This is a genomic window from Polymorphospora sp. NPDC050346, from assembly GCF_040655695.1.
GTDB classification, from domain to species: domain Bacteria; phylum Actinomycetota; class Actinomycetes; order Mycobacteriales; family Micromonosporaceae; genus Polymorphospora; species Polymorphospora lycopeni.
In genome coordinates this window covers 1-13,207 of the sequence record NZ_JBFAKM010000054.1, presented here as the reverse complement: position 1 = coordinate 13,207, position 13,207 = coordinate 1, and the positions used below count along the sequence as shown (strand labels likewise).

At 73.5% G+C, this 13,207-nt stretch carries 16 protein-coding genes; 5 read left to right on the top strand and 11 right to left on the bottom strand.

Annotated features, from left to right (window positions below; all coding sequences use genetic code 11):
* Positions 1 to 17: 17 nt before the first annotated feature.
* A complete protein-coding gene (locus AB0I42_RS34015; protein ID WP_357543869.1) occupies positions 18 to 392 on the bottom strand; it encodes an SdpI family protein in 375 nt (124 codons plus the stop codon).
* A gap of 11 nt (positions 393 to 403) precedes the next feature.
* Positions 404 to 997: a TetR/AcrR family transcriptional regulator gene (locus AB0I42_RS34010; RefSeq protein ID WP_357543868.1), complete on the bottom strand. Its 594-nt coding sequence runs from the start codon at positions 995 to 997 to the stop codon at positions 404 to 406.
* A gap of 68 nt (positions 998 to 1,065) precedes the next feature.
* Here AB0I42_RS34010 and AB0I42_RS34005 point away from each other — a divergent pair, with 68 nt between their 5' ends.
* The 4 genes from AB0I42_RS34005 to AB0I42_RS33990 all read left to right on the top strand — a co-directional run bounded on the left by AB0I42_RS34005 (position 1,066) and on the right by AB0I42_RS33990 (position 5,667).
* Positions 1,066 to 2,076, top strand: coding sequence for an alpha/beta hydrolase (locus tag AB0I42_RS34005; RefSeq protein WP_357543866.1), 1,011 nt, complete (start codon positions 1,066 to 1,068; stop codon positions 2,074 to 2,076).
* 110 nt (positions 2,077 to 2,186) lie between these two features.
* The gene (locus tag AB0I42_RS34000) at positions 2,187 to 3,386 is read left to right on the top strand and encodes an FAD-dependent oxidoreductase (protein WP_357543865.1); all 1,200 of its coding nucleotides are present in this window, start codon (positions 2,187 to 2,189) and stop codon (positions 3,384 to 3,386) included.
* The gene (locus AB0I42_RS33995; protein ID WP_357543864.1) at positions 3,383 to 4,297 is read left to right on the top strand and encodes an RNA polymerase sigma-70 factor; all 915 of its coding nucleotides are present in this window, start codon (positions 3,383 to 3,385) and stop codon (positions 4,295 to 4,297) included. The genes AB0I42_RS34000 and AB0I42_RS33995 overlap by 4 nt, the downstream gene beginning before the upstream one ends.
* A gap of 74 nt (positions 4,298 to 4,371) precedes the next feature.
* Positions 4,372 to 5,667 (top strand): alpha/beta fold hydrolase, encoded by a 1,296-nt coding sequence (locus AB0I42_RS33990; RefSeq protein WP_357543863.1) that lies wholly within the window; start codon positions 4,372 to 4,374, stop codon positions 5,665 to 5,667.
* A gap of 9 nt (positions 5,668 to 5,676) precedes the next feature.
* Here AB0I42_RS33990 and AB0I42_RS33985 read toward each other — a convergent pair whose 3' ends face one another.
* Positions 5,677 to 6,777 carry a Gfo/Idh/MocA family oxidoreductase gene (locus AB0I42_RS33985; RefSeq protein WP_357543862.1) on the bottom strand — a complete coding sequence of 367 codons (1,101 nt, stop codon included), beginning with the start codon at positions 6,775 to 6,777 and terminating at the stop codon, positions 5,677 to 5,679.
* Entirely contained in the window at positions 6,762 to 7,466 is a 705-nt protein-coding gene (locus AB0I42_RS33980) for a ThuA domain-containing protein (protein WP_357543861.1), read from the bottom strand. Before AB0I42_RS33980 ends, AB0I42_RS33985 begins: the two co-directional genes overlap by 16 nt.
* 150 nt (positions 7,467 to 7,616) lie before the next feature.
* Here AB0I42_RS33980 and AB0I42_RS33975 point away from each other — a divergent pair, with 150 nt between their 5' ends.
* The gene (locus AB0I42_RS33975) at positions 7,617 to 7,880 is read left to right on the top strand and encodes a hypothetical protein (protein WP_357543860.1); all 264 of its coding nucleotides are present in this window, start codon (positions 7,617 to 7,619) and stop codon (positions 7,878 to 7,880) included.
* Positions 7,881 to 7,922: 42 nt separating this feature from the next.
* Here the strand turns inward: AB0I42_RS33975 and AB0I42_RS33970 are convergent, their stop codons facing one another.
* The 7 genes from AB0I42_RS33970 to AB0I42_RS33940 form a co-directional block, all read right to left on the bottom strand.
* Positions 7,923 to 8,306 (bottom strand): gas vesicle protein K, encoded by a 384-nt coding sequence (locus AB0I42_RS33970; protein WP_357543859.1) that lies wholly within the window; start codon positions 8,304 to 8,306, stop codon positions 7,923 to 7,925.
* A complete protein-coding gene (locus tag AB0I42_RS33965) occupies positions 8,303 to 8,560 on the bottom strand; it encodes a gas vesicle protein (RefSeq protein WP_357543858.1) in 258 nt (85 codons plus the stop codon). Before AB0I42_RS33965 ends, AB0I42_RS33970 begins: the two co-directional genes overlap by 4 nt.
* A 43-nt stretch (positions 8,561 to 8,603) precedes the next feature.
* Positions 8,604 to 9,407: a GvpL/GvpF family gas vesicle protein gene (locus AB0I42_RS33960; RefSeq protein WP_357543857.1), complete on the bottom strand. Its 804-nt coding sequence runs from the start codon at positions 9,405 to 9,407 to the stop codon at positions 8,604 to 8,606.
* Positions 9,394 to 9,786: a gas vesicle protein gene (locus AB0I42_RS33955; protein ID WP_357543856.1), complete on the bottom strand. Its 393-nt coding sequence runs from the start codon at positions 9,784 to 9,786 to the stop codon at positions 9,394 to 9,396. The genes AB0I42_RS33960 and AB0I42_RS33955 overlap by 14 nt, the downstream gene beginning before the upstream one ends.
* Position 9,787: 1 nt before the next feature.
* The gene (locus AB0I42_RS33950; RefSeq protein WP_357543855.1) at positions 9,788 to 10,114 is read right to left on the bottom strand and encodes a gas vesicle protein; all 327 of its coding nucleotides are present in this window, start codon (positions 10,112 to 10,114) and stop codon (positions 9,788 to 9,790) included.
* A gap of 1 nt (position 10,115) precedes the next feature.
* Entirely contained in the window at positions 10,116 to 10,466 is a 351-nt protein-coding gene (locus tag AB0I42_RS33945) for a gas vesicle protein GvpG (protein WP_357543854.1), read from the bottom strand.
* A 386-nt stretch (positions 10,467 to 10,852) separates the two neighbouring features.
* Positions 10,853 to 13,012: a DUF6055 domain-containing protein gene (locus tag AB0I42_RS33940; RefSeq protein WP_357543853.1), complete on the bottom strand. Its 2,160-nt coding sequence runs from the start codon at positions 13,010 to 13,012 to the stop codon at positions 10,853 to 10,855.
* Positions 13,013 to 13,207 lie beyond the last annotated feature (195 nt).

The following is a 13,207-nucleotide window of genomic DNA, read 5'->3' as shown; positions in this document are numbered from 1 at the left end:
GCCAGCCGGAACCCCGGTCAGGAGGGGCGGTCCGGGCGGGGGAGCGCGGTCGCGGCCCGGACGCCCCGGCGCGCACCGACCAGGACGAGGACGAGCAGGAGGGTGGTCCCGGCGCCCACCACCACGACCAGTTGGACCGGGCTCGCCGTGGCGAGGACCGCCACCGCCGCCGCCACGACACTCCAGCCGCCGGCCTCGGTGACCGACCGCGCGGCACGGTGCGCGGCGAGCCACGCCTCGTCGCTGGACAGCGTCGAGGCGGTCCGGATGCCGGTGACCTCGTTGCGGCCCAGCCGGCCCGAGGCGGTGGCCCGCGCGGCCCAGATGATCACCGCGCCGGAGACCGTCATCCCGACCGCCACGATCACCTTCGCGACAAGCAGCTCGTCCATACCCGACTCCCTCATCCCCGCAGCGTGGCGTCGAGCATGTCGACGAGCTGCTCGGCGGCCCCGGCCGTGTCGTAGTCCGGGTCGGTGAGCTGTTCGGCGACGATCGCGTCGATCCCGCCGCCGACGATGATGGCAATGGTGCGTACGTCGAGTGCGCGCCGCGTGCCGATGGCGTCGCGGGCCGTGTCGATCAGGTCGGCCAGTGGGCGCCACCGGCTGGCGGGCTCGTGGTCGCCGGCGGTGTGCGTCATCGCCTCGATGATCATCCGGGTGTGCCGGGGGTGCGTTCGCAGATGCCCGATCATGGCGCGGATGTAGGCGGCCGGCGCCCCGGCGGGATCGGCGGCCTCGACCGCGGCGGCCGTGTGGCCGGTCAGGGCCGACAGGACGTGCTCGTACGCCGCCCGCACCAGGGCGTCCTTGGAGCTGAAGTGGTAGAGGACGGCGGCCTTGGTGATGCCGGCCCGTTCGGCGATGCCGGACAGCGAGGTGCCGCCGTAGCCGTGGTCGGCCACGAGTTCGATCGTCACCTCGACGAGTTGTGCCCGGCGGGCGCGTTCGGTGAGCGTCGGTTTCCGCGCGGTCGGGTCTGCCCGTTTTGCCATGGCGCCGATTCTGCCGTACGGTCAAATTACTTACCGATCGGTTAGTAGCGACTGGAAGGGGTGACGGTATGGATGGGCGGACCGAGGTCGTGAGCGGCGAGACGGCGCACCGCCCGCGTCGCGGGCGGTGGTGGCTCGTCGCGCTCGCCACGTCCGTCGTCGTGGTCGCCGCCGGCATCGTGTTCGCGCTGCGCACCCCGTCGCCGGTGGGGCACTGGGACAGCGCGGCGGGACGCGACCGCTTCGTCCGGGCGTACGCGGCGGCCTTCGCCGACCTCCCCGTGCCGCAGCGGACCATCGACGTGCGTACGGACTTCGGCGTCGTACGCGTCTACCGCTTCGCCGGCAGCGGCGACGCCTCGGCGCCGCTGGTTCTCCTGCCGGGCCGGGCCTCCGCCTCGCCGGTGTGGGCCGACAACCTGCCGTCGCTGCTGCGCATCGGCGACGTCTACACGGTGGACCTGCTCGGCGAACCCGGGATGAGCGTGCAGGACCGGCCGATCAGCGACGACGGCGACCAGGCGCGGTGGCTGCACCAGACCCTCGACGGGCTCCCGGAGGACCGCTTCCACCTCGTCGGACTGTCCATCGGCGGCTGGACCGCCGTCAACCTCGCCGTCCGGCAACCGGAACTGATCGCCACCGTGACCGTGATCGATCCGGTCCACGTCTTCGCCGACATGCCGATCGGCACGATCCTGCGGTCGCTGCCGGCCGCGCTGCCCTGGCTGCCGAAGTCGTGGCGGGACGGCTTCAACTCGTGGACCGCCGGCGGAGCGCCGGTCGAGGACGTGCCCGTCGCGGACATGATCGAAGCCGGCATGCGGCACTACACCCTCCGCCTGCCCCAACCCACCCGGATCGGGCCGGACGCGCTCGCCGGGCTCGACATGCCCGTCCTGGCGGTCATCGCCGGGAACTCCGTCATGCACGACGGCCACGCCGCCGCCGCCACGGCCGAGCGGGTCCTGCCCGACGGCACCGTACGCCTCTACCCGGGCGCCTCCCACGCCGTCAACGGCGAACACCCCGACGAGATCGCCGCCGACATCGCCGGATTCCTGCGCCAGGCCCGCTGACCCGTACGGCGCCCGTCCCGCGAAGTGCCGCGCGTCACACCGGCCCGATGTCACGGGCGCCGGGCGGTCCGCATCTCGTGTTCGTCGGCGACACCCGGAGGAGGCGGACGATGAGCACACGGCACGAGGCCGGTACGGCGGGACCACACCACGTTCTGATCCTGGGCGCGGGATACGCGGGCATGGCCGCGGCGATCCAGCTCGCGGCCCGGGGCAGGCGGCGCGAGGATGTGCGGGTGACCCTGGTGAACGCGAACGAGCTGTTCACCGAGCGCCTACGCCTGCACATGACGGGGACCGGGCAGCCGGTGGCGCGGCTGAGCATCCCACGACTGCTCGAGGGCACCGGCGCGCGGTTCGTGCGCGGCTGGGTGACCGCGGTCGACGCCGACGAAAGGGCGGTGCGGATCGACGACGACCGGGTCCTGCGCTACGACACCCTCGTGTACGGCCTGGGCGGCGTCGCCGACACGGTGGCGGTGCCCGGTGCCGAGGACCACGCGTACACGCTGGACAGCGTGCACGACGCCGAGTCGCTGGCCGAGCGCCTGGGACGGCTCGGCAGCGGCACGGTGGTGGTCGCCGGCAGCGGGCTGACCGGTGTCGAGTCGGCCGCGGAGATCGCCGAGCGGCATCCGGAACTGGACGTCGTGCTGCTGGGACGGCACGCACCCGGCGCCGCCATGAACCCCAGGGCCGGGGCGTACCTGCGGTCCGCGCTCGACCGGCTGGGCGTCGAGGTACGCGGCGGCGTCGAGGTGGCGAAGGTGCTGCCGGACGCGGTCGAGTTGGCCGGCGGGGAACGCGTCGCCGCCGCCGCGGTGCTGTGGACCAGCGGCACGCGGGCGGCGCCGCTGGCGGCCGCCGCCGGGCTGACCGTCGACGAGCGCGGCCGCGTCGTCACCGACGCCACGCTGCGGTCGGTGTCCCACCCCGACGTGTACGCGGTCGGCGACGCCGCCGCGATCCGCCAGCGGTACGGCGTCATGCACGGCACCTGCCAGGGCGGTATGCCGACCGGCGTGCACGCCGCCGTGTCGATCGTCCGCACGCTGCGGGGCGGGCAGCCCCGGCCGTTCCGGTTCGGCTACTACCACACGCCGGTGAGCCTGGGCCGCGACGACGCCGTGGTGCAGTTCACCCGCCCCGACGGCAGCCCCCGTCGGTGGTGTCTGACCGGCCGCCTGGCGGCCCGTTACAAGGAGACCGTCACGGCCTCGCCCTGGCCGACCTACGCCCGGATGAGGAAGGCGCCAGCCTCGGGGGCGTTCTGGCCCCGAGGCGGCCGCTTCACCCGGGAGGCGCCGTGACCCACCCGCCCGCGAATCCCGACCAGCGGGTCTTCGACGAGCACCGCAACCTGTTGTTCTCGGTGGCCTACCGCATCCTCGGCAGCGCCGCCGACGCCGAGGACGCCGTCCAGGACGCCTGGATCAGGTGGTCCGCGGCCAGCCGGGCCCAGGTGGCCGACCCGAAGGCGTACCTGGCCCGGATCGTGTCGAACCTGGCCCTGGAACGGCTGCGGTCGGCCCGGCACCGGCGGGAGACGTACGTCGGGCCGTGGCTTCCCGAGCCGATCCTGACCGGCGGTGACACCGCCGTCGTCGACGCCGAGTCGGTGTCGACGGCGATGCTGGTGGTGCTGGAGACACTGAGCCCGCTGGAGCGCGCGGTGTTCGTGCTCAGGGAGGTCTTCGGCTTCAGCCACGCCGAGATCGCGCGGGCGGTGGAGCGTTCGGAGGCCGCCGTACGGCAGGCCGCCCACCGCGCCCGCGAGCACGTGCGGGCCCGGCGCCCGCGTTTCACCGTGGACCGCTCCCGGCAGCGCGCGGTCACCGAGCGGTTCCTCGCCGCGGCGACCGGTGGTGACATCAACGCGCTCATGGAACTGCTGTCCCCGGACGTCACGCTGTGGACCGACGGCGGCGGCAGGGTCCGCCAGGCGATGCGCCCGGTCGTGGGCGCACCCACCGTGGCCGCCTGGTTCGCCGCCATCGGGACCGTCACCTACGCCGGCGTCGAGCCGGCCGACATGCGCGCCACGGTGGTCGCGATCAACGGCGGGCCGGGCCTGGTGTTCAGCGGACCGGACCGGGTGATCGCCACCGTCACCTTCGACCTCGACGCCGACGGCCGGATCACCGCCATCCACAACGTCGCCAACCCCGACAAGCTGCGGGCCGTCACCGGGGGCACCGCGTACGACGTCGGCACCCGGTGACCGCCACCCCCCGCTCGGCGTCCCAGGTTGATCAGGCAGAGTCGTCCTCGCACAGCGGCAGGAGGGCAGACGTAATGATCACGGCCGAGTACACGATCCCAGGAATCCACGTCACCGACCACGAGGTCGAGGTCCCGCTGGACTGGTCGGCCCCGGACAGCGGCGGCACCATCCGGGTCTTCGCCCGCGAACTCGTCGACCCGGTCCGGCGCCGCGACGACCTGCCCCGGCTGCTGTTCCTGCAGGGCGGTCCCGGCGGCAAGAGCCCGCGCCCGACCGCCGTCGACGGCTGGATCGGCGAGGCGCTCAAGAGCCACCGGGTCGTGCTGCTCGACCAGCGGGGAACCGGCCGCAGTTCGCGCATCGACGGCCGGGTGCTCGCCGCCCGGGGCGACGCCTCCGCCCAGGCCGACCACCTCGCCCGCTTCCGCGCCGACTCGATCGTCCGCGACGCCGAGCACCTGCGCCGCACCGTCTTCGGCGGGGGGCGCTGGTCGACGCTCGGGCAGAGCTACGGCGGCTTCCTGACGCTGACCTACCTCTCGCTCGCACCGGAAGGGCTCGACGCCTGCTACGTGACCGGCGGCCTGCCGAGCGTGTGGCCGGACGCCGCCGAGGTCTACCGGCGTACGTATCCCCGGGTCGAGGCCAAGAACCGCGAGTTCTACGCCCGCTACCCGCACCACGTCGACACCGTGGCGCGGATCGCGGACCGGCTCGCCGCCGGCGACGTCGTACTGCCGTCCGGCGACCCGCTCACCGTCCGCCGCTTCCAGAACCTCGGCCTCGACTTCGGCATGAAGCCCGGCTACGAGCGCATGCACTGGCTGCTCGACGAGGCGTTCGCCACCGGCGACGACGAGCCGAGCGACACGTTCCTCGCCCAGGTGGAGGCCCGCACCGGGTACACCGACAACCCGCTGTTCATCGCGCTGCAGGAGACCCTCTACGGCGCGCCGGGCACCGGGGCGACGGCGTGGGCGGCACAGGCGGAACGGGACCGCCTGCCACGGTTCGCCGAGGACGCCCGGCCGCTGCTGTTCACCGGCGAGATGGTCTACCCGTGGATGTTCGAGGAGATCCGTACCCTGCGCCCGTTCCGGGCGGCGGTCGAACTCCTCGCCGCGCGCGAGGACTGGAGCCCGCTGTACGACCTCGACCGGCTCGCGGCCAACGAGGTCCCCGTCGCCGCGGCGGTCTACTTCGACGACATGTACGTCGATGCCAACCTGCAACTCGCGACGGCGGCCCACGTCGCCGGCACCCGGGTCTGGGTGACCAACGAGTACGAGCACGACGGCATCGGCTCCGGCCGGGTCCTGTCCCGCCTGCTGGAGATGGTCGCCGAGTTCGGCGGACCCCGCACGTAGGACGGGACGCTACGGCGCGTCGCCGAGCGGCACCGCCGCCGGCCGCCCGGCGCGGGACCGGACCGGGACCGACCGGCCGGCGGCCACCGAGGTCAGCATCGACTCCAGCACGTCCAGGACGTGATAGGCGAACGTACCGCCGGCCCGGGGCTCCTGCCCGGGCGCGGTGGCGGCGAGGTCGGCCAGGCCGATGCCGCGCCCGGCGCCGCGGTAGCCCGCCGACTCGGGGACGGGCCGCCAGTCCGGGTCGTGCGGGCCGCGGACCCGCACGTCGCCGTCGAACCGGTTGGGGTCGGGCACGACCAGGGAGCCGAGTTCGCCGTGCACCTCGACGTGGGCGGCCCTCGTCGCGACGGCGTCGAAGCTCATCACCAGGGTGGACAGCACCCCACCGGCATGGGTCAGGACGCCGGTGACGTGGGAGTCGACCGTGACCGGGATCCGTTCACCCCGGCGGGGGCCGCTGCCGATGACCCGTACGTCGCGGGTCCGGCTGCCGGCGGCGATGACCGCGGTGACCGGGCCGAGCAGGGTGACCAGGCAGCCGACGTAGTAGGGGCCCATGTCGAGCAGCGGGCCGCCACCCGCCTGGTAGTAGAAGTCCGGGTCGGGATGCCAGCGTTCGTGGCCGGCGGTCACCATGGTCGCGGTGGCGGCGACCGGTGCCCCGATCAGCCCGTCGTCGATGGCCCGGCGCGCGGTCTGGGTGCCGGTGCCGAGCACGGTGTCGGGGGCGCAGCCGACCCGTACGCCGGCCGACGCGGCCGCGGACAGCACCTCGCGGCCCTGCGCGGTGGTCGCGGCCAGCGGCTTCTCCCCGTACACGTCCTTGCCGGCGGCGATCGCCCGCAGGGCGACGTCGGCGTGGGCGGCCGGCGTGGTCAGGTTGAGGACGATGTCGACGTCGGGGTCGGTGAGCAGGTCGTCGACGGGCAGGCCGCGCACCCCGGGCCGGGTCCGGGCCACCTGGTCGGCGCGGGTGCGGTCGAGGTCGGCGACCGCGACCAGGTCCAGCCCGGCGGTCCTCGCCAGCGTGGTCAGGTACTGGCCGCTGATGGCGCCGCAGCCGACCAGGCCGATCCGCGCCGGCGGGGTCAGCGACTCGCCCACAGCATCCCCCGCTCGATGATGGTGCGTACGGACGGATGCCCGAGCACGTCGAGGCTGTGGCCGGGGGTGGCGACGAAGATCCGGCCCCGGCCCCACCGGCGGGTCCACACGGCGGGGGAGGTGACCTCGCGGTGCCACGGGTCGCCCGGCCGGACCTTCTGGGTGGTGGTGGCCAGCACGTCGACGTAGTCGTCGGACAACACCCAGTACTGCTCGGTGACGAGGTCGAAGTCGGCGAGTCCGGCGACGATCGGATGGTCCGCCGCGGCGGGGCGGATGTTGACGGTGTACGGGACGAAGTTGTTCGCCTCGCCCTCGACCGACTCGTGCGGCGGGCGACCGGGGTGGCAGGCGAACTGGCCGCCGATCAGGTGCAGGTAGTCGGAGCTGTCGCGGTAGGAGTCGGCGATGCCGCCGTGCCAGCCGGCCAGGCCGGTGCCGGCCGCGACCGCCGAGCGCAGCCCGGCGAGCTGGTCCGCCTCGATCCGGCTCATCGTCACGCACTGCACGACGAGGTCGACGGTGGCCAGGTAGCCGGTGTCGGCGTAGATGGCGGGGGAGTCCTCGATCCGGGTGGTGAAGCCCCGCGCGTGCAGGAACGGCAGGAACAGGTCGGTGGCCTCGACCGGCCGGTGGCCTTCCCATCCGCCCCGGACGACGAGCGCTGAGCGGGTGGTCGTGGGATTCACCGATCTCCCTCCGGATCGCGGGCCCTTGCGACGATACCGGACGGGCGATTGTCAGGTGTCGATTCCTGTCGGACAATCCGAGGAAGGCGGGCCGCACCCGTCCGACCAACATGGACACACGCGTGGATGCGGCCGACACAGGGAGACAACATGTTGCGTCGCGTCCTCGTCGCCGTGGCACTCGCCGTCGGCGTCACCCTCTTCGTTCCCAGCAGCCCGGCCCACGCCCTCTACCCCTGCCCGGCCAACAACATGTGCCTGCACACCTGGTACGCCGACTCGACGCGTACGGTCTGGCGGGGCAGCTTCAGCGTCAACTGCGAGGGGCGGGAGGCCCGGCTCGGTGTCCAGTCCGGCTACCTCGTCTTCAGCGTCCGGCCCTGCGACGGCTGGGTCGCCCCACCCGTGCACTGAACCAAGGGCGGCGGGGCCAAGGATTCGGGTGTGGGACGGCGGTCAGTCCGTGGGCAGCAGGGGGCCCAGCGGCCCCAGGTCGAGGTTGAGGTCTTCGGGGGACAGGCCGAAGTACTCGCGGAGCTGGGTCATCTGCTCCTCCAGCGCCATCAGCGTCATGCCGATCCGTTCGACCTGCTCGTCGGTGAGGTCGCCCAGGTCGACCCGGCGTAGCGCCTGCCGTTCCATGAGCTGCCGCAGCAGCTCGACGACGGTCAGCACCAGGCTGGCCAGCCCTCGCTCGACCGAGTCCTGGTCCACCGCGAGCCTGCGGTCCAGGGGCCGCACCCGTGGCGCCTGCCACCGCGTCTCACCCAGCGCGGCCGCCAACTCGGCCGCTTCGTCGCGCCGGCCACCGCGCCCCCTGGTCGGGTCCGGGCCGTTCATCCGGCCTCCCCGAGCACGTCCCCGTCCACGGTCCCGGCGCCGGCGGGCAGATCGGGCGAAGCGAGCGCGCCCACCGAGGCGATCAACGCACGCAGCGAGACGCGTACCAGGTCGACGTCGGCGATGGCCAACGTGATGTCTCCGCTGATCACCACGCCGGTGGCGAGTACCCGGTCGAGCACGTCGACCAGGGCCACCGGCCGCCAGGTCAGCGGCTCGTCCGCGCTGCTCGGCACGAGCGTCGTCACGCCCATGCCGACCCCCACGATCCCGGGCCGCCCCGGGCCACCGCCGCGGTCACGCCGGCTCCCGGACGGGCTGCGGCTCCGGGTTCGCTTCCGCCACGAAGGAGTACGGCGGCCAGGGGCCGGTCAGCTCCAGCCGAATTTCCGGATGCCGGTCCGCCAGCGCGCCAACCAGCCCGGAGAAGGCGGCCAGCCCGTCCCGGTCGATCAGGTACGCGCCGTTGAGCACCATCGGCGCGGGCGCGCCGGAGAGCCGACGGTCCTGCGGGGCGTGCCGGCGGGCGGCGACCGCGTACCCGGCGAGGGTGCCGTGCACGGTGGCCGCCGCGTCGGCGGCGATCCGCTGCCCCTCCTCCCGCGCGGTGAGCTGGGCCCGTCGACGCCGCAGGTACGCCGCACCGGCACCGCCCCCGCCGGTGGGCTCCTCGGTGCGCGGCGTCGCGCCGGGCACGGCGTACCCCTTGACGCCCCACTCCTGCCGGCCGGTGAGCCGGGCGAGGGTTCCGGCCAGCTCGTCGTGCCGCTCGGCCAGCGACCGGGCCACCCGGTCATCGTCGCGGTAGACGGTGGCGAGCCGGGCCGGCACCACGGCCCCGGCCCGGGACAGCGCGTCGACCACGGCGTGGTGCGCCCGGGCCGCCCGCTCCAGCCACGCCAGATCCTCCAGGTTGCGGCGCAGCGCCTCCTCGCCGTACTCGGCCAGCGGGGCGTCGCTGACCACGCCGACCAGGCCGTGCCCGGCCACCGGACGAAGGAGGGTGCCGGCGATCCCGGTGAGCCCGGCCAGGGTGTCCGGGGCCACCGCACCGACCACCCCGTGCAGCCAGACGCCCACGGCGGGTTCAGTCGTACTCATCCCACTCCTCCCTCGCGGCCCGATCGACCCGAGCGGCCCGCTCGGCCCGGCGGACGACCCGCGGTCGGCGGGACGCCTCCACCTCCTCGGGATCACGCGGGCCGGGCTCGACGGGTGGGCGGGCGCGGGAGCTGAGCCAGGGGTCGTGCTCCCACCAGTCGATGCCGATCTGCCGTGCGGTGTCCACCGACGCGATGACCAGCCGGAGCTTCAACGTCAGCAGCTCGATGTCGAGCAGGCTGACGCGGATGTCACCGGCGATGACGATGCCCCGGTCGAGGACCCGTTCGAGGATGTCGCCGAGGTTCGCCGGCTCGTGCCCGGCCGGCAGCACCTGGCCGGAGTTCTGCACCACCGAGGGTGGCCGCGCTGTGGTCATCTCAGCCCCCGTCTCCCTTGCCCCGCTGATAGCGGCGGGTCCGCCGGTAGGCGAACAGGCCGCCGGCCAGGTCCAGTTCGACCTCGTAGAGGCCGAGCAGGTCGGTCGACGTCGGGATCCGGTGGTCCTCGACCACCTCCACCCCTACCAGCCAGCCGTCGTCGGTGGGCTCGACCGAGGTGATCCCGAGCGGCTCCTTGCCGATCAGCTCGATGACCTGGCGCAGCCCCTCCCGGCCCGCCTCGGCGGGCGACACCTTCTCGTACTCTTCCTCGTCGCGGTCCCGGATCTCGTCGCGGTCGCGCTCGCGGCGGGTACGTGCTGCCATCTCATCTCCCTTGCCCGCGCTGGCCCAGCCGTCCGGCGGCCCGCCGCCGCACCGGGGACGCCCGCCGGGCGCGTGCCGGCCGCCGGGCGGTGCCGCCAACCCGGTACGGGCTGACGCCCACCCCACCGGGGCGCGCGGTCAACCGGTCCAGCTCCCGCCGCTGGGCCCGGTCCCGCTCCCGCGGACTGATCTCCCCGGCCCCCGCCGCGCGGTCCAGCTCCTCCGGTTCGCGTCGGAGGTCGACCGGGTTGTGCTGCTGCGACTCCGCCTCCCGGGCGACCGCCTTGACCGCCGCGGTGAGCCCTCGCACCGGGGCGTACGGCAGGGTCAGCAACGCCCAGAGGATGTCCACGTGCTCACCCGACCGGCTGGTACGCGCCGAACAGGGGGCGGGCGGTACGCAGCTTCCGGCGGCGGCCGGGGAGGTAGCCGAAGCCGACCGCCGGCGCCACCCGTGTTCCGTTCCCCATGGGTACTCCTTCGCTCCCCGGCAGACCCGGACACCACACGCCTGGGCAGGCCACGAGCTTCTTACCGGGGACCAGCGGAAACGGGCCTGCGACCGGTCTGACGTATCAGCGGACGCCGGGCAGTACCCGGTAAGCGGGCCCCAAAACACCTGATCCGGCCGCCGGGGCCTTCCACGCCGTGGCGGCGGGGCTGCCCCGCCGGTCGACTGATCCAGTGCCGGGACCGGCGCGGGGCGGTGCGAACGCCGCCGCGCCGGTCACGGCCCGGTCAGCGGGCCTGACAGCTTGGCGTCGGACTGCTGTTGGTCGCCCCCGCCGAGCCGATGAAGCCGAAGCTCGTGGCCGCACCGGCGGCGAGGCCGCCGTTCCAGGCGGCGTTGGTCGCCGTCACGTTCGCGCCGCTGCCGGTCACCGTGGCGCCCCAGGATTGGGTGATCGTCTGCCCGTTGGCGTAGGTCCAGGTGACGGTCCAGCCGGTGATAGCCCGGCTGCCGGCCCGTACCGTGACCTCGCCCTGGAACCCGCCCTGCCACTGCCCGGTTACCGCGTACTCGGCCGTGCAGGCGAGCTGCCCGGGCGACGGCGGTGGCGTGGTCGGTGCCGGCGTGGTCGGCGTCGGCGTCGGCGGCACGCTCGGGGTGGGCGTGGGGTTCGGGCCGGTCCCGCCCAGCGCGAGCTGGTCGTCGGTGAACAGCTGGTAGGGCGGGTTGATGTCGGTCTCGCCCGGCCCGCCGTCGCAGCGCCGGTCCGGGTTGAAGATCAGATACGTTCCGGAGCTGCAGGCGGTCGCCGGCTCGGCGTCACCGCCGATGACGACGCTGCCGCCGAGGTTGGCGCCGCCCTGGACGATCGCGTTGTTCTTGACCACGGCGTTCCCGCCGACGGTGGCGCCGCTGTTGACCCAGGCGAGGTCCTCGATGCGGGCGTTGCCGCTGACCGTGCTGTTGCCGTAGACGGCGGCCCGTGGACCGACGTAGGCGGTGGCGGCGACGTTGGCGCGGCTGTCGACCCAGCCGCCGCCGTTGGCGTGCCAGCGGCCGCCGCCGGGTGCGGGCGGGCGGACGTGACCGGGTTCGTGGCCGGACGGGGTCGCCCCGGCCACCCGGAACTGGTACGGGTACCGGTAGTTGCGGGGGTAGCCCTCCAGGAACGCGTACCGGTGGACCGTCGTCGGGGCGCCGGTGACCACCAGCCAGACGTCGCGCTCGCCGGGCTGGGTCTGGAACGTGATCTCGGCGTCGGTGGCGACGGTGAGCGGGCCGTACCGGGGGACGCCGTTGCGGACCGCGACGAAGCCGAAGGTCCACCCGGAGCCGGCGGCCTGGTTGACGTGCCCGCGCAACCGCAGCCGGATCAGTCCGCCGTCCTGCTGCGGCACCAGTCGGATCTTGTTGTAGCCGTAGTCGGACGGCGCCAGCGCGTCCGGGACGCGGTAGTGGCCGGCGGCGGCGTTGACCGCGTCGACCGGCACCCCGTTGTACGCGGTGACGAACGGGTAGAGCCGGTTGATGAACGGCATGAAGTCGGCCCGGTTGGCGTAGTCCCAGATGACGTTCCGCTGGGCGTACTCGCCCACTCTGCGGTTGAGTTCGGTCTGGGTGATCCCGGCGATCCGCCGGTACGTCTCCAGTGGATGTTCGGTGTTGCGGGCCTCGTTCCACAACCGGTTGAACATCGCCAGCCCGTCGCGCTCCTTGATGTACTGCAACAGCATCCAGGCCCCGTAGTGGTGCCGGCTGCTGCTGTAGGCGAGGTTCTCGGTGCGGATGAACCGGGTCAGGTCACCCGCCGCCGTGGTGGGGTACACCTGCATCGCCATGAACTCGGCGCTGGCCTCCCAGAAGGTGCCGGCGGACTGGTGGGTGAAGCCGTAGCCCGGCCGGCCGAGGAACGTGTAGTTCTGGAAGACGTGCGCGAGTTCGTGGGCCAGCCCCCACGAGCCGGGCTGCGCGGCGCCCGGCGCGATGTTGATGACGCCGACCCGGCCGTCGGTCGATCCGCCGGTCGCCCAGGCGTCCAGCGGGGCGTTGGACCAGGTCCGCGTGATGATGACGATGATCTTGTGCTGGGCGAGCAGCCCGGTCTCCGGAGTGAAGCGCATGTCGTTGACGTAGAAGGAGTACAGCCGCTCGAGCTGGTCGAGGATGTTGGCCGGGTCGAACCGGTACTCGCCGGGGGCGGTGCGCGGATCGGTGCCGGACCGGTCGCCCCACAGCAGGATGAAGTTCGCCGACTCCCGGGTCCGCTGCTGGACCCACGGCACCTCGCCGGTCTGCGTCCACCGGGCCGGGATCCACACCGTCTTCGTCGCGGCCGACGCCTGCGGCAGCAGGTTCGGCAGCCCGAGCGGCAGCGTCAGCGCCAGTGCGGCGGCGATCACAAGCAGCAGGCGGTGCCGGGGTCGGCGCCCCGGCCGGGTCACAGCCATCTCGATCCACGCTCCAGTCGGTGGTCGCGGTCCCCGAACTCCCACCGAGGCAGAAATCGAAGACCATCATTAGTTTGGAATCCAAACTATCACCGTCCAGGTCAGCTGCGGACCGGCAGCGGCTTGATTTATGCGTCCGCTAAGAAACCCGGCGGCCGTACGCCCGGCGCCGGGCGTACGGCCGCCGGGTTTCTT

Bases quoted from the DNA above. Each gene is read 5' to 3' on its own strand.
- AB0I42_RS34015 (WP_357543869.1), bottom strand. From the start codon at position 392: ATGGACGAGCTGCTTGTCGCGAAGGTGATCGTGGCGGTCGGGATGACG.
- AB0I42_RS34010 (WP_357543868.1), bottom strand. From the start codon at position 997: ATGGCAAAACGGGCAGACCCGACCGCGCGGAAACCGACGCTCACCGAA.
- AB0I42_RS34005 (WP_357543866.1), top strand. From the start codon at position 1,066: ATGGATGGGCGGACCGAGGTCGTGAGCGGCGAGACGGCGCACCGCCCG.
- AB0I42_RS34000 (WP_357543865.1), top strand. From the start codon at position 2,187: ATGAGCACACGGCACGAGGCCGGTACGGCGGGACCACACCACGTTCTG.
- AB0I42_RS33990 (WP_357543863.1), top strand. From the start codon at position 4,372: ATGATCACGGCCGAGTACACGATCCCAGGAATCCACGTCACCGACCAC.
- AB0I42_RS33975 (WP_357543860.1), top strand. From the start codon at position 7,617: ATGTTGCGTCGCGTCCTCGTCGCCGTGGCACTCGCCGTCGGCGTCACC.
- AB0I42_RS33970 (WP_357543859.1), bottom strand. From the start codon at position 8,306: ATGAACGGCCCGGACCCGACCAGGGGGCGCGGTGGCCGGCGCGACGAA.
- AB0I42_RS33965 (WP_357543858.1), bottom strand. From the start codon at position 8,560: ATGGGCGTGACGACGCTCGTGCCGAGCAGCGCGGACGAGCCGCTGACC.
- AB0I42_RS33960 (WP_357543857.1), bottom strand. From the start codon at position 9,407: ATGAGTACGACTGAACCCGCCGTGGGCGTCTGGCTGCACGGGGTGGTC.
- AB0I42_RS33955 (WP_357543856.1), bottom strand. From the start codon at position 9,786: ATGACCACAGCGCGGCCACCCTCGGTGGTGCAGAACTCCGGCCAGGTG.
- AB0I42_RS33950 (WP_357543855.1), bottom strand. From the start codon at position 10,114: ATGGCAGCACGTACCCGCCGCGAGCGCGACCGCGACGAGATCCGGGAC.
- AB0I42_RS33940 (WP_357543853.1), bottom strand. From the start codon at position 13,012: ATGGCTGTGACCCGGCCGGGGCGCCGACCCCGGCACCGCCTGCTGCTT.